The organism is Phenylobacterium sp. (genome assembly GCF_044372605.1).
Taxonomy (GTDB): domain Bacteria; phylum Pseudomonadota; class Alphaproteobacteria; order Caulobacterales; family Caulobacteraceae; genus Phenylobacterium.
The window spans coordinates 1-15,604 of the sequence record NZ_JBILRO010000053.1 but is presented as its reverse complement, the minus strand read 5'-3'; the positions used below and the strand labels follow the sequence as shown (position 1 = coordinate 15,604).

Sequence of the window (15,604 nt, the reverse complement as noted above, 5' to 3'; positions counted from 1 at the left end):
GCAGAATAGAGGTGAGGAAACAGGTCGCCGCCGCGCGACGGCTCCCATTTCAAGGCCGGGCCCAGGTCATCGCCCTCGATCTCCAGGACAACAAGGCCGGTCAGATCCCGAAAGTAACGCCGGGCGGTTTCGCCTGCCTGCGTAGCGGTGGAGAGGTGGATGTAACCATCCTGAAGGTCGATGGCGGAGCCCTCGAAACGTCCCGCCGCCTGTGCCGTGATCCACTCGCCGCGGGGAAGTATCTTGTAGACGCGCATCTCAGCGTTCCGGGAAGAACAGGCCGTCGTAGTGCGGGCGACCGGCCCCATCAATCAGGAACACCGAAGCTGCGGCCGTGGGATAATTCCGCTGGACCTTGGTGATCAGCCCCGCAGGTGCGCGACCCTCCAGCAGCATGGCAATCGTCAGTTCCTGCAGGCCCGGATTGTGGCCGACGATCATCACCGTGTCGGCCTCGGCGGCAGCACGCTGGGCCACATGGCGGATCGTCTGCATGTCAGCGTGATAGAGTTCATCCTCATAGCGGACCTGGGCTTCCGGAAAGGCAGGCGCCGCCGCCTCCCAGGTTCCGCGCGCGCGCGCAGCGGTCGACACCATCGCCAGATCCGGGCGAAAGCCCAGGTCAGCCAGACGCAGACCCATGGCCGCCGACTCGACCGCCCCGTGGGCCGCGAGCCGCCGATCAAAATCGTCGCCGGTTTCTGAGTCCGGTTCGGCCTTGCCGTGCCGCAGAAGGATCAGCCGATCCATGAATGCTCCCTCGAGGGGCTTGTCATAGCCCACGCGCAGCCGGCTGCAACCCATTGACAGTGATGGGGCGAGGCGGTCCAAGGCGGCATGACGGCGCAGGCGCCCATATCCGGTGAAATCGAGCGCGGCGGCGGAACCTGGCGGTTCGCCGCGAACCAGCCCCTGCGGCTTGATTCGGGCGCGACCCTGGCCCCGCTTGAGGTGGCTTACGAAACCTATGGGAAGCTGAACGCCGGCAAGACCAATGCCGTGCTGGTCTGCCACGCCCTGACTGGCGACCAGCACCTGGCCTCGAACCACCCGATCACCGGCAAACCTGGCTGGTGGGATCTTTACGTCGGCCCGGGCCGCCCTCTGGACCCGGCGCGGCATTTCATCATCTGCACCAATGTCGTCGGCGGCTGTATGGGCACCACCGGTCCGGCGTCGACCGATCCCCGCAGCGGCGCCGCCTACGGCCTGACATTTCCTGTGATCACGATCGCGGACATGGTGCGCGCCCAGGCGATGCTCATCGAGGCCATGGGCATCGAAACCCTGTTCGCCGCGGTCGGCGGCTCCATGGGCGGCATGCAGGTCTTGCAGTGGGCGGCAGACTATCCCGAGAAACTGTTCAGCGCCGTCTGTATCGCGGCGGCCGCCAGGCACTCGGCCCAGAACATCGCCTTTCATGAAGTGGGCCGCCAGGCGATCATGGCTGACCCGAACTGGTGCGGCGGGGCTTATCTTGCGGCCGGGTTGCGGCCCGACAAGGGTTTGGCGGTGGCGCGGATGGCGGCGCACATCACCTATCTGTCGGAATCCGCCCTGCAGCGGAAGTTCGGCCGCGAACTGCAGCGCGATGGATTGTCCTGGGGTTTTGATGCCGACTTTCAGGTGGAGAGCTACCTGCGCCATCAGGGAGCCAGCTTCGTCGACCGCTTTGACGCCAACTCCTATCTCTATATCACCCGGGCTCTGGACTATTTCGATCTGGCCGGACAGCACGGCGGCGTTCTGGCCAATGCCTTCCAGCGGGCGCGGCATGTGAAGTTCTGCGTGTTGTCGTTTTCTTCCGACTGGCTTTACCCGACGTCGGAGAGCCGCGACGTTGTGCGTGCGCTCAACGGCGCCGGCTGCCGCGCAAGCTTCGCCGAGATCGAAACCGACAAGGGTCACGACGCCTTCTTCCTGGACGACCCGCAGCTTCACCAGACCCTGCATGGCTTTCTTGCGGCCCAGGCTCAGGCCAGGGGTCTTGGGTGAGCGCCGTCCGCGAGGATTTTCGCGAGATCCTCAGCCTGGTGCGGCCCGGCGCACGGGTGCTCGATGTCGGCTGCGAAGATGGCGCGCTGCTGGAGCTTCTCACCCGCGACAAAGGTGTCGACGGCCAGGGCCTGGAGATCAGCCCCGAGGGCGTCGCCGCCTGCCTGGCGCGCGGACTGGCGGTGGTGCAGGGCGACGGCGACCGCGACCTCGATCATTTTCCGACGCGGGCGTTTGACTACGCGATCCTCTCGAAAACCCTGCAACAGATGCGCGAGCCCCGGCATGTCCTTTCGGAGTTGTTGCGGATTGCCGAACAGGCGGTGGTGTCGGTGCCGAACTTCGGCCACTGGAAGGTGCGATGGGCGTTACTGAGCCGAGGGCGGATGCCGGAAACCGGCGCCCTGCCCGAACCCTGGTGGTCGACGCCAAACATTCACCTGTGCACGCTGAGGGATTTTACGACACTCTGCGACGACCTGGGTCTCAGGATCGACGCCTGCATGTCGCTGGCCGATGGCAAGCCGGCCCGCAGCATTGATCCACGCCAGCCGATCGAGAACTGGCGGGCCGAGACGGCGCTTTTTCTGCTGAGCCGGAAGACCGAAGCGGGGGTCGTTGCGCCCGCGAAATCCGACCTGTTCGGTTAGCCTGGAGACCACCAAACAGGGATTTTTCGACCCTGATCGGGCGCGCCCTATCCCGCGATCGCCGCCGCGTTTTCCTCGCCGGTGCGGATACGCAAGGCCCGCTCCAGATCCAGCACGAAGATCTTGCCGTCGCCGATCTTGTTGGTGTTGGCGCTTTGCGTGATGGCCTCGACGACGGCTTCGACGATATCGGTGGGGACCGCGATTTCCAGTTTCACCTTAGGCAGCAGCTTCACCTCGTACTCGGCGCCGCGATAGACCTCGGTCTTGCCGCGCTGGCGGCCGTAGCCGCGGACTTCGGTAACTGTCAGGCCCGACGCGCCAGCTTGGGTGACCGCATCAAGAACGGCGTCGAGGCGGCTGGGCTTGATGACGGCGATGATCAGTTTCATGGGTCGTCGCGCCTCCGGTTCGAGGAAAAGTTAGGACGTGTAGCTAAGACCTTCCGGGCGGCGGCGCCAAGCGTTGTCCGCGCCGCGCGGTTCCGGCCGGCGATGGCGCCAGCACAGGGCGAACGGTCCGAACAACGGATCGCAAGCCTTTTGGTTTCACAGCGAAGGTCTGTTTGGTGCATTCCATCAGCAGCAGTCCGGCAAACCCCGGCCACAGCCGGGACCCGGCTTGCTCGAAACCGTCAGCCCACCGCGCCATCCAGCCGACCGGCGGCAGATATAGCGCACGCGTCCAGCCAGAGGGCTCCAGATCCGCCTCCCGCATCAGATCGGCCAGCTGGCCACGGGTATAGGGCCTCCCGTGGCCGAAAGGGGTGCGTTCGGTATTGGCCCAGAGCCCGGTCCGCGACGCGACGGTAATGATCGCCCGGCCGGATGGTGCCAGCACACGCCAGACTTCGCGCAGATATCCGACGGGATCGGTGCTTTCCTCCAGCCCGTGCACCACCAGAATCCGATCGAATAGGGCGTTGGTGAAGGGCAGCACATCTTCGGGTGTCAACGTTGACAGGATTGGACCGTCGGCGGGCCAGACCTCGACCCCCTGCTGGGCCGGCATGGCGGCGACCACGCGGCGCGCGCGCGCCCGAAAGGGCGTGATGAAGGGCGTGGCGTAGCCCAGCGCCAGCACGTCCAGCCCATGGGTGTCACCCCATGCCTCGCTCAGCTTTCGCTCAACCATGGCCCTGGCCGCACGACCCAGGTCGGAGGCGTAGAACTGACGAAGCTCAAGAACGTCGCGGCGCATGGATGATGGCTATGCTCGACGGGGCGTCTCGACCAGCCTAAATCGATGTCGACGTTCCGGGAGACCTGCCATGCCGCTCACCATTCACCAATTCGCCTGCCTCTCGGACAACTACGGGTTCCTGATCCGCGACGAGGCCAGTGGCAAGACCGCCTGCATAGATACCCCCGACGCGGGCGCGATCCTGCGTGAGCTGGACGATCTGGGCTGGGAGCTGGACATGATCCTCAACACGCATTGGCACCCGGACCACGCCGGCGGCAATGCCGACATCAAGGCAATGACCGGATGCACGATTGTTGGCCCGCCTGAGGTGACGCGGATTGCGCCGCTGGACCGCGAGGTGGCGGGTGGCGACGTTGTCGAGCTTGGCGAGACCCGGTTCCAGGTGATCGAGAGCGGCGGCCATACCCTGGGCCATATCGCCTTCTACGATCCGACCGATCGGGTAGCTTTCGTGGGCGACACCCTGTTCGCGCTGGGATGTGGACGACTTTTCGAGGGTACGCCGGAACAGATGTGGGACAGCCTGCAGCGGCTGGCCGCCCTGCCCGATGACACCCGGGTCTATTGCGCCCATGAGTACACCGCCTCCAACGCCCGGTTCGCGCTCTCTGTCGATGATGGCGCCGCGTTGAAGACCCGCGCAGAGGCGATCTTTGCAGCGCGTGAACGTGACGAGTGGACCGTGCCCACCACCATCGGGCTGGAAAAGGCGACAAACCCGTTTCTGCGGGCACCAGCCCTGGCGAACCGGGTCGGGGCTACCGGTCAGCCTGACGCCCTGGCCTTCGCGGCGGTGCGGGCGGCCAAGGACAACTTCAAGGGCTAAGGTCTACTTCGCGCTTCGCAGCAGACGTTCCAGCTTGTCGGACGACGGGCGGCCCGCCATGCCCCGGGAAGGCGCGACTACCACTTGCAGAACGCCGTTACCCAGGGTGGCCGAGACGGCGTTGCCCGAGGTGAACTGCACCCTGGCGACCCGGGAAAGATGGACCCTGTCCTTGTCCCGGCCAGCCATCTTGAGGAAGGCCAGGCTGACGACCGTGGCCGCGTCAGCGATGAGCGCCGCGGACGCGGGCGTAGCCTCAGCTTCGAAAATCACCGGCCGCCGCGCGGCCCGACCGGAGCGCACGGATGCCTGTAGCAGCCGTTCGCCCAATGCCTGGGGGCTGAGCCCCATGAGACGCAACGGCGAGGCCCCGCCGATCAGTGACACCGCCTCCCCGCTGGGGCGGGTATCAGTAAACAGGGTGTAGCCGCCAAGGCGGGTGGCCCGCAGCACCGGCTCACCCAGATCGTTCTTGTAGATCAGATCACCACGCGGCGCGGGCGAGGGTTGCAGCGCCCAGACTTCGGGACTGTCCTCGAACTTCAGCATCGGGATCGGCTGGCTGCGATCGAGAATGAAGACCCGACCCTGCTCCGAGACATAGCGCGCCAGCGGCGGGCCCGCCGCCTCGCCAACCTGACGGCGGAACAGGCTCTCGCGAACCCGCTCCGTCGGCCCGGCAATTGCCGGCAAGGCCAGACCCAGCGCAATGGCGCCGAGCACCACTGCGCCAAGGGTTCGCCCATGCGCCATCCAACAACTCATCATGTCAGACGAGCAGATGCGCTTTGATCGGGGCGCTTTTTGGACCGGAGGACCGTCTTCACCCGACCAGGTATTGGCCGCCGTTGAGCGAAAGTGTGGTGCCGGTCACGTACGCTGCCCGTTCACCGGCCAGGAACGACACCGTATCGGCGATCTCCTCCCCGCTGCCGAGGCGACCAGCGGGGATCTGGCCAATGATCGATTCCAGCACCTTGGGCGGCACCGCCTGCACCATCTCGGTGTCGATGTAGCCGGGGGCAACGCAGTTGACCGTAACGCCCTTCCTCGCGTTCTCCAGCGCCAACGCCTTGGTAAAGCCAATCACGCCCGCCTTGGCCGCTGAATAGTTGGTCTGGCCGATCTGGCCCTTCTGACCGTTGATCGAGGAGATATTGATGATCCGGCCCCACTCGCGCTCACGCATGCCTTCAATGACCTGACGGGTCATGTTGAACAGGGAGTCCATGTTGACGCGGATCACCTCGCTCCACTGTTCGGAGGTCATGCGGTGGAACACACCGTCGCGGGTGATGCCGGCGTTGTTCACCAGAATATCGATCGGGCCGAGTTCAGCGGTCACCGCATCCACAGCGGCCTTGCAGTCTGCGAAGTTACCGACATTGCCCTTCACGACCATCACGCCCAGCTCGCGGGCGCAGGCTTCCGCCGCTGCATCGTTGCCGGAGTAGCCCGCAGCCACCAGGATACCATCCGCCTTCAAACGTTCGCAGATCGCCCGCCCAATGCCCCGGGTTCCCCCGGTGACAAACGCAACCCTGGCCATGCCTCAAACTCCCTTGTCGCCGACGCCGGTTGAACCGGGTCTATGTGTTCAGATCTTCTCGACGCACATGGCCACGCCCATGCCGCCACCGACGCACAGCGTAGCCAGACCCTTTGATCCGCCGGTGCGCTTCATCTCATGCAGCAGTGTGGTCAGGATCCTGGCCCCGGAGGCGCCGATCGGATGACCGATGGCGATGGCCCCGCCATTCACGTTTACCTTGGCTGGGTCGAGACCGAGATCGCGCACAACGCAGATCGACTGCGCCGCGAACGCCTCGTTGGATTCCACAAGATCCAGATCGGCGACTGTCCAGCCGGCGCGCTCCAGCGCCTTGCGGCTGGCGGGGATCGGCCCGGTACCCATGATCTCCGGATCAACACCGGCATTGGCCCATGAGGCGATCCGGGCCAATGGCGTCAGGCCGCGCTTCTTGGCTTCGGCGGCCGTCATCAGCACCATGGCCGCGGCGCCATCGTTCAGGCCCGAGGCGTTGGCCGCCGTGACGGTACCTTCCTTGTTGAAGGCAGGCTTCAGACCTGAGACGCTCTCCAGCGTGGCACCGTGGCGAATGTACTCATCCTGATCGACAACCGTGTCGCCCTTGCGACCCTTGATCGTAACCGGCGCAATCTCTCCCACGAACTTGCCGGCCTTCTGCGCGGCCTCGGCCTTGTTCTGGGAGGCGACGGCGAAAGCGTCCTGGTCACCGCGGGTGATCTGCCAGCGGCTGGCGATATTCTCCGCCGTCTGGCCCATGTGATAGCCGTGGAAAGCATCCCACAGGCCGTCCTTGATCATGGTGTCGACAAAGCCAAGGTCGCCCATCTTCTGGCCGTTGCGAATGTGTGCGGCGTGGGGCGATTGGCTCATGCTCTCCTGACCGCCTGCAACCACGATGTCGGCTGAACCATCGCTGATCTGCTGGGCGGCCAGCGCGATGGCGCGAAGACCGGAACCGCAGAGCTGGTTCAGGCTCCAGGCGGGACTGGCGTTGGGGATGCCGGCGTTCACCGCCGCCTGCCGGGCCGGGCCCTGGCCTGCGCCGGCCTGCAGGACCTGGCCCATGATCACCTCATCGACGTCAGCCGCCGTGATCCCGGCGCGTTCAACCGCAGCCTGGATGGCAATCCGCCCCAACTCATGGGCGGGCAGGCCGGAGAGCGCGCCGTTGAAAGATCCAACCGGCGTGCGGGCTGCGGAAACGATGACGATGTCGCTCATGGCGGATCCCTGACGTTCTTTTGTGGCCTCGTTGGATCATTTATCGACCGCGTGTCCCCCGAGGGCAAGGCCGCCACGCAATTGATTTGAGAGCAATTGCTAAAGCGCTCGCATCCGCGATACTGCGCCGCAGAAATGGGTCGGCGGGGCGCGCCAACAGGCCCGGGAACAAGGATCAGCGATGGCCGACACTCAAGAGACCGGCGGCGGCGTCAATCCGGGGGAACGCGTGGTCATCAAGAAGTACGCCAACCGGCGTCTCTACAACACCGCATCCTCCAGCTACGTGACCCTCGAACACCTTTCGGAAATGGTGAAACAGGGCGTCGATTTCGTCGTCTATGACGCCAAGACCAACGACGACATCACCCGCACCGTCCTGACCCAGATCATCTTCGAGGAAGAAAGCCAGGGGCAAAGCCTGTTGCCGATCGAGTTCCTGCGCCAGTTGATCGGGTTCTACGGCAACTCGATGCAGGCCTTTCTGCCCAGCTATCTGGAGCTGTCGCTGTCCAGCTTCACCCAACAGCAGGAACGGATGCGAACCCAGTTCTCCAGCCTCGGCCAGTCGACAGGCGCCTATGAGGAACAGATCCGCCAGAATCTGCAGCTGTTCGACAAGGCCATGAAAATGTTCTCGCCGTTCGCCTATGCGCCTCTTGCGCGAAACGAACAGCCGGCGCCTGCGCCGCCGCCAAAACCTGAGCCTGCCGCCGCCGACGAGGCGCTGAACCTGTTGCGCAAGCAGATGTCCGACATGCAGGCGCAGCTGGACAAACTGGCGAAAGGCTGAGGCTGTGGCCCGTCCATTGCAGGTTGTGAGGCATGATGTCCCGCATTGACCGCATCCGTCGGGCGGTCTCGGCGCGAAAAGCGGCGAGCTACGAGGACGCGCCCGTCGATGAGACCTTCGAGGTTGCCCCCACCGGTCTGCCGGCTACATCCAAAAGGGTGAGCGGATCAGCCGGTTTCCGTCAGGAGCGCCGCGATGTGGACAGCGGCTACGTCGCCCAGCTTCTCGGCCAACATGGCGAGCGGCGCGGCCTTCGGGCGGGCGCCTCTCTCCTGGAGCGGGCGCGCAGCGCCTACAGCCGCATTGAATGGTCCGGATCCTGGGACCGTCGCGCCCGGCAAGGCCGCCGCAGCCGCGACATCTAACCGCCTTTCAGGCGCGCAACCTCGGCCTCCAGCATAGCCAGTCGTTGTTCCAGCGCGGCGATCCGCGCATCCTGTGACGAAGCCCGGGGGGTGGGCGTCGAGACGCCTGCGCGGTCGGCCACCTCTGCCGCCGGAACACCCAGCAACTCGGCAAAGGCCGCCACCTGCCCGGCGGAAAGTTCCATCTGATCCTTGAAGACCAGGATGAGCTGATCCTCGCTCAACCCAGCAATGGCGGCCAACACGCTACGAGACAGACCGCGCTCGGCGAGTTTTCCGTCAAACCAGGGGGCGTCGAAGAAGAGGGCCATACCGGGACATCCTGTGGCGCAACTCTTGCTTAACCGTATTTGCAACCCGCGACCACGGACCTGCCCATGCTGCTCCTTCTGTCCCGCTTCATCGATGTCGCCGTCGTGACCCTGATCCTGTCCGCCCTGACCTGACCGCCCTGACCTGACCGCGGGAACTCAGAGTTCGTCGACGCCGCCGGGGTTTCGCGAGCGCGACTGCAGCCACATGACGCCGAGCAGATCCGAAAGCGAGGCCATCAGCCGGCCGAGGTTGGTGTATTTCGACTGCCCGGTCTGCCGGTGGCGGTGGTGGACCGGCCGGAACGCCACTTCATAGCCCTCCCGCAACATCAATGCCGGCAGATAGCGGTGGATGTGATCGAAGTAGGGAAGCTTCAGGAACGCCTCCCGGCGGAACGCCTTCAGGCCGCAGCCGGTATCGCGGGCCGTGTCGCGCAGCATCCGCCTGCGAATGCCGTTGCCGAAGCGTGACGCCAGCTTCTTGGCCTGGCTGTCCTGCCGCTTGACACGCTCGCCGCCGACCATGGCCAGTTCCGGCCCGCCCGCCACAAGCGCGTCCACCAGCGTGGGACCATCCGCAGGGTCGTTCTGGCCGTCGCCATCCAGGGTGACGATCACCGGTCCGCGGGCGGCAAGGATGCCGCTGCGGATGGCGCGGCTTTGTCCCGAGTTACGCCGGTGCGCCAGCACGCGCAGCTGTGGAATCTCGGCGCGCAGGGCATGGAGCGCCGCCCGGGTGTCATCCCGGCTGGCGTCATCCACGAACAGGATTTCGAATGATCGACCCGCAAAGGCGGTCGCGATCTCGCGCGCCAGGCCGGGCGCTGCGCCGGCTTCATCGAACACCGGAACGACCACAGAAATTTCAGGCGCCAAAACCATGACCGTCTGCATAGCGGAAAAGTCGGCGCGCGGAAGGATCGTGCTATTTGAGTCGCATGACGCTGGACGAAATCTTGTCGAAAGGGAGCGGCGGCTGGCGGGGTCCGGCGGTTGCCGCCCTGATCGCCTTTCTGGCCGGCTTGCCCGGGCTGATGGCCATGCCGCCACTGGATCGGGACGAATCCCGCTTCGCCCAGGCTACAGCCCAGATGCTGGAGAGCCGTGACTTCGTGGTCATCCAGTTCCAGGATGCGCCCCGTTTCAAGAAACCTGTGGGCATTCACTGGTTACAGGCGGCCAGTGTCTCAACCTTCTCAAGTCCTGAAGCCCGAGAGATCTGGGCCTATCGTATTCCTTCCCTGCTGGGCGCAATGCTGGCGGCCGCCGCCTGCGTATGGGGGGCGGCGGCGTTCTTCAACGCCCGGACGGCGCTGGTAGCCGGCGCCCTGCTGGGGGCCAGCTTCCTGCTTTCGACGGAGGCCTTCATCGCCAAGACCGACGCCATGCTGGCGGGCGTGACGACGCTGGCGATGGCCGCTCTGGCCAGGCTCTATTCCGCCCGCAACGGCGGACCGGCGGCAGGTTCCGCGGCGGTCTGGCTGTTCTGGACCTGTATCGCCCTGGCGACACTGATAAAGGGACCGGTCGGGCCGATGGTGGCCCTGCTTGCGATCGTGGCCCTGATCGTTGCCGACCGTCGTGCGGGTTGGCTCGGCCAGATGCGATGGTGGTGGGGCCTTATGATCGTGCTGGTGGTGGTTGGGCCCTGGGCGGGGGCGGTGACGGTCGCTACCGACGGAACTTTCTGGTCCCAGGCCGTGGGGTCCGACCTGGCGCCCAAGCTGGCTGGTGGTCAGGAAACGCATGGCGCGCCGTTCGGCTATCACACTCTGCTGACGCCGATCCTGGCCTTTCCCATGACCCTGTTGCTGCCCGCAGCGGTGGTTGGCGCCTGGCGCTGGCGGCAGGAACCAGGGGTGCGGTTCGCAATGGCCTGGCTGGTCCCGACCTGGATCGTGTTTGAGCTGCTGCCCACCAAGCTGCCCCACTATACGCTACCCACCTATGGCGCCCTGGCCTGGCTGGCGGCGCGCGCCCTGGCCGAGCCAATCGGGCGGGTATCACGCTGGATGGGCGCTGCCCTCTGCGCCATGGCCGGCCTCGCGCTGGCTGGCGGGGTGGTCTATCTGCTGTCCCTGTACGGAGACCCTGGCGATCTATGGGCCGCGACCCTGACGGCAGGGTTGCTAGCCGGTGCGGGTCTTGCCGGTGCGGGGCTGTTCATCCGCAAGGCCCCTGTCGCCGCGACCGCAGCGGCGCTGACATTGGGCGTGCTCGGTCATGGGGCGTTGGCCGCAGGCCTGGCGCCGCGCCTTGAACCCTTGTGGCTGTCGGCGCGCCTTGAACGCGCCATGGGCGACAACCGGCTGCTGCCGCGACAGGGGGTGGCCGAGGCGCCCGTCGCTGTGGCGGGATTCGCCGAGCCCAGTCTGGTCTTCGCACTGGGCACCGCCACCGAGCTTTACGGACCGGACGAAGCCGCCCGCGCCGTGGTCGAGAACCGCCCCGCCATTGTCGAGGATCGCGAGGAGGCCGCCTTCCGCACCGCGCTGAAGGCCCGCGGGGGCCGGGCCGAGGAAGTGGCCAAGATCGAGGGCCTCAACTACTCCAAGGGCGACCCGATGACCTTGCGGGTCTATGTGGCGCCCGACATGGACGCCCGGGAGACACCATAATGGGACGCAAGATCGAGATCGTGGAAGTGGGCCCGCGCGACGGCCTGCAGAACGAAAAGACCCTGCTGGATATCGGACAGAAGCTGGACATGATCGCCCGGCTCGAGGCCGCCGGCGCACGGCGCATGGAGGTTGTCTCCTTCGTCAACCCCAAGCGCGTGCCGCAGATGGCCGGCGCCGAGGAAATCATGGCCGCCCTGCCCCATGCGCAAGGTCGCTCGCGGATCGGCCTGGTGTTGAACGCCCGCGGTTGGGATCGCTGCGTCGAGGCCCGGTGCGATGAAGCCAATGTGGTGGTCTGCGCGAGCGACGGCTTCGGCATCCGGAACCAGGGCGCCTCGACGGCCGAGCAGGTGGAGGCGCTGGCCGCCATCGTGGCCATGCGAACGCCCGACGACCCGCCAATCTCGATGACGATCTCCGTCGCGTTCGGATGCCCCTTCGAAGGCGAGGTCGCCGAAGCACGGGTGATGGAAATCGTGAAGGCCGCCGCCGACCTGAAGGTGGCCGAGATCGCTCTGGCTGACACCATCGGCGTCGCCGATCCCTGGCTGGTGCGCCGCCGCGTGGAGGCGGCTCGCAAGCTGACCGGCGACATTCCGCTGCGCCTGCACTTCCACGACACCCGCAACACCGGCCTGGCCAACGCCTTTGCGGGCGTTGAGGCCGGGGTCGACATTCTGGACGCCAGCGTCGGCGGCCTGGGCGGCTGCCCCTTCGCCCCCAACGCCACCGGCAACATCGGCACCGAGGATCTGGTCTATATGCTGGAACGCGCCGGCTTCGAGACGACCTACGATCTGGGCAAGCTCATCGAGATCGGCAACTGGGCGTCAGCGCTGGTGGGCAAGACGCCAGCGGCTTCAGTCAGCCGGGCGGGCGGGTTTCCGGTTCCTGGATAATTCAAGGGTCACACAAGATGACCAGCCTGTGCGGCGAAGTCTCAAGTCGCCAGGACAGCGGGGATTGAACGGTCAGGGCTCTTGGATTTCAGGCGCATAGCGGGGCGCCTTTTCGAAATCCTCCATTCCGAACGGGCGCTCGTTGAAGATATACGGATAGTAGAATGTCCGCAGTCGCTTGTGGAAAGCCCGGACGCGGTCCTGATAGGCGAGTTGCGCACGTGGATCGGTTTCCGCCAGGCGATGTAGGGCCAGTTGCGCGCCAACCGTCGGCAGGATCAGGCCAAGCCGCTCGGCCAGACGTGACCGTTCCAGGATCCCGTCGCGATACTGCTGCGCCAGGGTGGCGACTGACTCATCGCCAACCTGATGGAAAGCGAAGTACCATTTCCAGTGAAAGGGTGCGGTTACGGGCGCGGTGCCCGCCCATTCCGGATGAGACTGGAAGAACGCGTCCATGGTCGCCGTTTTCGGTATATCCCACGCTCGATGTACGGCGTTTCGCTGCAGGAGTGAAAGTTCCGCGCCCTGCCGTAGCGGGACTGCCGTGTTGATCGCGACGTGTGCGAGTGAAGGCGCCACCAGCGCCAGTACAAGCCAGAGCGCGGCGAGCGTCATGCCATTGCCGATGGACGTTGTCCCACGCCAGCCGACGGCCAGCGACAGAAGCGACCAGAACGCCAGATAGGCTGCAATCAATCCAAGGACTGCGGCGGTCTTCCACCCCGGGGTTCCGGCGATCAAGGCTCCCAGCAGGAACGGGAGCGCCAGGGCGACAAGCAGCCCTGCAAGCCGCACCGCGATCCTCGGCGCCCATAGCCGCGCCGTCGCCTGCGGTGTCGACCGAAGAACACCCAGGCGCCCGGCCTCCCGTTCGGCAGAAAACAGATCGTGCAGCAACAGGATGACGAACAAGGGCGCGACGTAGATAAGCACAAAGGCGAAGTCGAAGCGGCCTGGCATCGCGACTTCAGGGTTTATGATATCGCCTTCGTAGAGTTGGGCCTCGAGTCCGAGGGCCCGGACTCTCAGGATCGACGGCGCGACATCGCCCATACCAAGGGCCGCAAAGGCCAGATCCGATGGCGGATTCCAGGTGGCGTGGAACGTGTAGTAGGCCGCGTTTCCGGGATCGCCACTGCGCGATACCCAGGCGGAAATCGCAGAGACATCCGACGCCTGCAACGGCTGCATGCGGGTGATGGCGTCATGCTGTCGTTGCGTTTCCAGCAGACCCGACGCGACGCCGCCCAGTCCCAGCAGCAAGAGGAGCGCGAGCGCGGCAATCCCCGACCGCAGGCGGATAAAGAAGACTAGTTCTCGAGTGAAGGCGCTCATCGGGCCACCCGCTGAAGACGCGAGGCCGCCAGGCTTGCGAACCCTGCAGCGAGCGCGAGCCAGACCAGAATGACCACAAGCGACGGCGTCGCGCGCGCGGCAGTCTCACCGACGGACTCTTGCGGGAACCGGAACGCCGGCGTCGCTCGCCAGTTGTCGGCGCTGACGCGGCTTCTCGCCTCGGCGGCTGCATCATTGCTCTTGGCGGCATCGTCCTTGAAGCTGACGTTTTCGGCCTGTATCCGGTTCAAGCGCTGAACGAGCTCATATCGATAGCGCTCGGCTTCATCGATAAAGCGACGATAGGTTGCGAGATCCGTCCCGGCTGTCGTCATGGAGAGACGACGCAGGGCCACGGTAGGACTTATGGCGGCCACGAGATCCATTGTCCGGCTCTGGTCCGCCATGGCGGCAAAATTCTGCGCGGCGTATCGATTGAACAGGCTGGCGGTCATGCGTTCGCCCTCGATGCCCAGTAGGCCCCGATAGTTGACCGGCAGGTCTTCAACCCGCTCCACACCGTACTGCTTCAGGGTCGCCCGCTTGAAGGCGTCGAAGTAGGGATCGTCTGGATCATGGCTGTCTCCCATGTCGCGCAGGTCGCGTTGGATCGCGACATCATTCTCCAGGCGAGTAGCCAGTTGGGTAAGCCCGGCGCCGGCTTCTGCTGCAACGCGCGGCGCAACGACCACGCTCAATGCCCACAATGCCGTAAGCAAAACGAGCGCAGGACGGGCGCTTGGGGTCAAGGCGGAGACCAGGACGGTGAGCACGACCCAGAAAGCCAGATAGGCTCCGTAACCCATTAGCATCATGCCGCCGGTTATGGCTGCGACCTGACCATCGAGACCGAGGTTCCCGACAAGCAGCACCGCAGGCGTCGCCATGACAGCCGCCGCGGCGCCCAGGGCCAGCATCTTGCCGATCATCAGGTCGCCACCTGACGCCCCGGCGAGCATCATCTGCCGCAGGGTCCCGCGCTCACGCTCGCGCGCCACCATACCCGCGCCCAGAAAGATCAGCAGCAGCGGGGCGACGGCCTGCAGGACAAAGGCCGGCGAGAGTTGGCCAAACCGGACCAGCAGTGAGGATTGACGGGCATCACCGAAGTTGGCGCTGTTCTGCCTGTGCCCCTCCAGATAGACCATCACACCGGTGAAGGGCTCCACACCGGGGTCCATGGCCGCCAGCCCGCTGGGCGGGCGCATGGCGAAGTGTCCGAAGTGGACAACACGGTGCGGATGACGGTCCGGTTGCTGGGTGAAGTCCGCGTTCGCCTGGGCTTCCATCCGCCCTCGCAGCGCCCCCTGGTCGCGGTAGTAGGCCGAAGACGCAATGGCGGCAGCGACCGTCAGCAGCAGCACCATCAACAGGCCCGTCAATGCGACCCGGCTGCGCACAAGACGTTGAACTTCGTTTGCGGCAATTGCCAAAGCCCGCTTCACGCCGGACGCGCCCGGGCAAAACGATCATGCAGCGCGCGGAGATCAAAGCGCTCCTGACCCTCCGCGCTGACCTCGGCGACGATCCGGCCTTGATCGAGAAAGCCGATCCTGTCCGCCAGATCCACGACGCCCAGCAGGTCATGGCTCACGACCAGAATCGCCGCGCCCTCATCGCGAAGGCGACCACAGAGGGCATTGAAATCGGCGGCGGCGCCCGGATCGAGTCCTGACGTAGGCTCATCCATCAGCAAGACCGGTGCCCTGCGCAGGATTGCAATGGCGATCGCCGTCTTCTGGCGCATGCCTTTCGAGAAGCCCGCGACCCGCTGCCCCCAGGCTTCCCTTGCCAGTCCGACGGCCCCAAATGCCGCTTCAAGTT

At 65.4% G+C, this 15,604-nt stretch carries 19 protein-coding genes; 7 read left to right on the top strand and 12 right to left on the bottom strand.

Features of this window, described 5'->3' with window-relative positions; genetic code table 11:
* Together ACIQ42_RS06825 and ACIQ42_RS06820 are read right to left on the bottom strand one after the other, a co-directional pair.
* Window positions 1–257: DUF952 domain-containing protein (locus tag ACIQ42_RS06825; protein ID WP_397421459.1), on the bottom strand; the 257-nt coding region annotated here is incomplete at its 3' end.
* 1 nt (window position 258) lies between these two features.
* Window positions 259–750 (bottom strand): SixA phosphatase family protein, encoded by a 492-nt coding sequence (locus tag ACIQ42_RS06820; protein WP_397421458.1) that lies wholly within the window; start codon window positions 748–750, stop codon window positions 259–261.
* Window positions 751–837: 87 nt separating this feature from the next.
* On the opposite strand from ACIQ42_RS06820, the gene ACIQ42_RS06815 reads away from it, so the two are divergent.
* Both ACIQ42_RS06815 and metW read left to right on the top strand, forming a co-directional pair.
* Window positions 838–1,995, top strand: coding sequence for a homoserine O-acetyltransferase (locus ACIQ42_RS06815; RefSeq protein WP_397421457.1), 1,158 nt, complete (start codon window positions 838–840; stop codon window positions 1,993–1,995).
* Window positions 1,992–2,645 (top strand): methionine biosynthesis protein MetW, encoded by a 654-nt coding sequence (gene metW, locus ACIQ42_RS06810; protein ID WP_397421456.1) that lies wholly within the window; start codon window positions 1,992–1,994, stop codon window positions 2,643–2,645. Before ACIQ42_RS06815 ends, metW begins: the two co-directional genes overlap by 4 nt.
* A 47-nt stretch (window positions 2,646–2,692) precedes the next feature.
* On the opposite strand, the gene ACIQ42_RS06805 is transcribed toward metW, so the two are convergent.
* Together ACIQ42_RS06805 and ACIQ42_RS06800 are read right to left on the bottom strand one after the other, a co-directional pair.
* A complete protein-coding gene (locus ACIQ42_RS06805; RefSeq protein ID WP_397421455.1) occupies window positions 2,693–3,037 on the bottom strand; it encodes a P-II family nitrogen regulator in 345 nt (114 codons plus the stop codon).
* Window positions 3,038–3,080: 43 nt separating this feature from the next.
* The gene (locus tag ACIQ42_RS06800; RefSeq protein WP_397421454.1) at window positions 3,081–3,845 is read right to left on the bottom strand and encodes a class I SAM-dependent methyltransferase; all 765 of its coding nucleotides are present in this window, start codon (window positions 3,843–3,845) and stop codon (window positions 3,081–3,083) included.
* A gap of 70 nt (window positions 3,846–3,915) precedes the next feature.
* Here ACIQ42_RS06800 and gloB point away from each other — a divergent pair, with 70 nt between their 5' ends.
* A complete protein-coding gene (gene gloB / locus ACIQ42_RS06795; protein ID WP_397421453.1) occupies window positions 3,916–4,677 on the top strand; it encodes a hydroxyacylglutathione hydrolase in 762 nt (253 codons plus the stop codon).
* 3 nt (window positions 4,678–4,680) lie between these two features.
* Here the strand turns inward: gloB and ACIQ42_RS06790 are convergent, their stop codons facing one another.
* The 3 genes from ACIQ42_RS06790 to ACIQ42_RS06780 all read right to left on the bottom strand — a co-directional run bounded on the left by ACIQ42_RS06790 (window position 4,681) and on the right by ACIQ42_RS06780 (window position 7,450).
* Complete coding sequence (locus ACIQ42_RS06790) at window positions 4,681–5,430, bottom strand: DUF4908 domain-containing protein (protein ID WP_397421452.1); 750 nt, start codon at window positions 5,428–5,430, stop codon at window positions 4,681–4,683.
* A 70-nt stretch (window positions 5,431–5,500) separates the two neighbouring features.
* Window positions 5,501–6,226: an acetoacetyl-CoA reductase gene (gene phbB, locus ACIQ42_RS06785; RefSeq protein ID WP_397399983.1), complete on the bottom strand. Its 726-nt coding sequence runs from the start codon at window positions 6,224–6,226 to the stop codon at window positions 5,501–5,503.
* 48 nt (window positions 6,227–6,274) lie between these two features.
* Window positions 6,275–7,450 (bottom strand): acetyl-CoA C-acetyltransferase, encoded by a 1,176-nt coding sequence (locus tag ACIQ42_RS06780; protein WP_397421451.1) that lies wholly within the window; start codon window positions 7,448–7,450, stop codon window positions 6,275–6,277.
* A 181-nt stretch (window positions 7,451–7,631) separates the two neighbouring features.
* Between ACIQ42_RS06780 and phaR the strand changes: the two genes are divergently transcribed.
* Entirely contained in the window at window positions 7,632–8,243 is a 612-nt protein-coding gene (gene phaR, locus ACIQ42_RS06775; RefSeq protein WP_397421450.1) for a polyhydroxyalkanoate synthesis repressor PhaR, read from the top strand.
* A 32-nt stretch (window positions 8,244–8,275) separates the two neighbouring features.
* Window positions 8,276–8,608, top strand: coding sequence for a hypothetical protein (locus ACIQ42_RS06770; RefSeq protein WP_397421449.1), 333 nt, complete (start codon window positions 8,276–8,278; stop codon window positions 8,606–8,608).
* Here ACIQ42_RS06770 and ACIQ42_RS06765 read toward each other — a convergent pair.
* Together ACIQ42_RS06765 and ACIQ42_RS06760 are read right to left on the bottom strand one after the other, a co-directional pair.
* A complete protein-coding gene (locus ACIQ42_RS06765; RefSeq protein ID WP_397421448.1) occupies window positions 8,605–8,919 on the bottom strand; it encodes a DNA-binding protein in 315 nt (104 codons plus the stop codon). The genes ACIQ42_RS06770 and ACIQ42_RS06765 overlap by 4 nt on opposite strands.
* A gap of 159 nt (window positions 8,920–9,078) precedes the next feature.
* Entirely contained in the window at window positions 9,079–9,816 is a 738-nt protein-coding gene (locus ACIQ42_RS06760) for a glycosyltransferase family 2 protein (protein WP_397421447.1), read from the bottom strand.
* 44 nt (window positions 9,817–9,860) lie between these two features.
* Between ACIQ42_RS06760 and ACIQ42_RS06755 the strand changes: the two genes are divergently transcribed.
* On the top strand, window positions 9,861–11,540 hold the full coding sequence (locus tag ACIQ42_RS06755) for an ArnT family glycosyltransferase (protein ID WP_397421460.1): 1,680 nt from the start codon (window positions 9,861–9,863) through the stop codon (window positions 11,538–11,540).
* Complete coding sequence (locus ACIQ42_RS06750) at window positions 11,540–12,442, top strand: hydroxymethylglutaryl-CoA lyase (protein WP_397421446.1); 903 nt, start codon at window positions 11,540–11,542, stop codon at window positions 12,440–12,442. The genes ACIQ42_RS06755 and ACIQ42_RS06750 overlap by 1 nt, the downstream gene beginning before the upstream one ends.
* 72 nt (window positions 12,443–12,514) lie before the next feature.
* Here the strand turns inward: ACIQ42_RS06750 and ACIQ42_RS06745 are convergent, their stop codons facing one another.
* The 3 genes from ACIQ42_RS06745 to ACIQ42_RS06735 all read right to left on the bottom strand — a co-directional run.
* The gene (locus ACIQ42_RS06745) at window positions 12,515–13,780 is read right to left on the bottom strand and encodes a DUF3526 domain-containing protein (RefSeq protein ID WP_397421445.1); all 1,266 of its coding nucleotides are present in this window, start codon (window positions 13,778–13,780) and stop codon (window positions 12,515–12,517) included.
* Complete coding sequence (locus ACIQ42_RS06740) at window positions 13,777–15,213, bottom strand: ABC transporter permease (protein WP_397421444.1); 1,437 nt, start codon at window positions 15,211–15,213, stop codon at window positions 13,777–13,779. The genes ACIQ42_RS06745 and ACIQ42_RS06740 overlap by 4 nt, the downstream gene beginning before the upstream one ends.
* A gap of 8 nt (window positions 15,214–15,221) precedes the next feature.
* On the bottom strand, window positions 15,222–15,604 hold a 383-nt coding region (locus tag ACIQ42_RS06735; RefSeq protein WP_397421443.1), incomplete at its 5' end, for an ATP-binding cassette domain-containing protein.

Bases quoted from the DNA above. Each gene is read 5' to 3' on its own strand.
- ACIQ42_RS06815 (WP_397421457.1), top strand. From the start codon at position 838: ATGACGGCGCAGGCGCCCATATCCGGTGAAATCGAGCGCGGCGGCGGA.
- ACIQ42_RS06805 (WP_397421455.1), bottom strand. From the start codon at position 3,037: ATGAAACTGATCATCGCCGTCATCAAGCCCAGCCGCCTCGACGCCGTT.
- ACIQ42_RS06750 (WP_397421446.1), top strand. From the start codon at position 11,540: ATGGGACGCAAGATCGAGATCGTGGAAGTGGGCCCGCGCGACGGCCTG.
- gloB (WP_397421453.1), top strand. From the start codon at position 3,916: ATGCCGCTCACCATTCACCAATTCGCCTGCCTCTCGGACAACTACGGG.
- ACIQ42_RS06790 (WP_397421452.1), bottom strand. From the start codon at position 5,430: ATGGCGCATGGGCGAACCCTTGGCGCAGTGGTGCTCGGCGCCATTGCG.
- ACIQ42_RS06780 (WP_397421451.1), bottom strand. From the start codon at position 7,450: ATGAGCGACATCGTCATCGTTTCCGCAGCCCGCACGCCGGTTGGATCT.
- phaR (WP_397421450.1), top strand. From the start codon at position 7,632: ATGGCCGACACTCAAGAGACCGGCGGCGGCGTCAATCCGGGGGAACGC.
- ACIQ42_RS06765 (WP_397421448.1), bottom strand. From the start codon at position 8,919: ATGGCCCTCTTCTTCGACGCCCCCTGGTTTGACGGAAAACTCGCCGAG.
- ACIQ42_RS06820 (WP_397421458.1), bottom strand. From the start codon at position 750: ATGGATCGGCTGATCCTTCTGCGGCACGGCAAGGCCGAACCGGACTCA.
- ACIQ42_RS06745 (WP_397421445.1), bottom strand. From the start codon at position 13,780: ATGAGCGCCTTCACTCGAGAACTAGTCTTCTTTATCCGCCTGCGGTCG.
- ACIQ42_RS06755 (WP_397421460.1), top strand. From the start codon at position 9,861: ATGACGCTGGACGAAATCTTGTCGAAAGGGAGCGGCGGCTGGCGGGGT.
- ACIQ42_RS06800 (WP_397421454.1), bottom strand. From the start codon at position 3,845: ATGCGCCGCGACGTTCTTGAGCTTCGTCAGTTCTACGCCTCCGACCTG.
- ACIQ42_RS06770 (WP_397421449.1), top strand. From the start codon at position 8,276: ATGATGTCCCGCATTGACCGCATCCGTCGGGCGGTCTCGGCGCGAAAA.
- ACIQ42_RS06760 (WP_397421447.1), bottom strand. From the start codon at position 9,816: ATGCAGACGGTCATGGTTTTGGCGCCTGAAATTTCTGTGGTCGTTCCG.
- phbB (WP_397399983.1), bottom strand. From the start codon at position 6,226: ATGGCCAGGGTTGCGTTTGTCACCGGGGGAACCCGGGGCATTGGGCGG.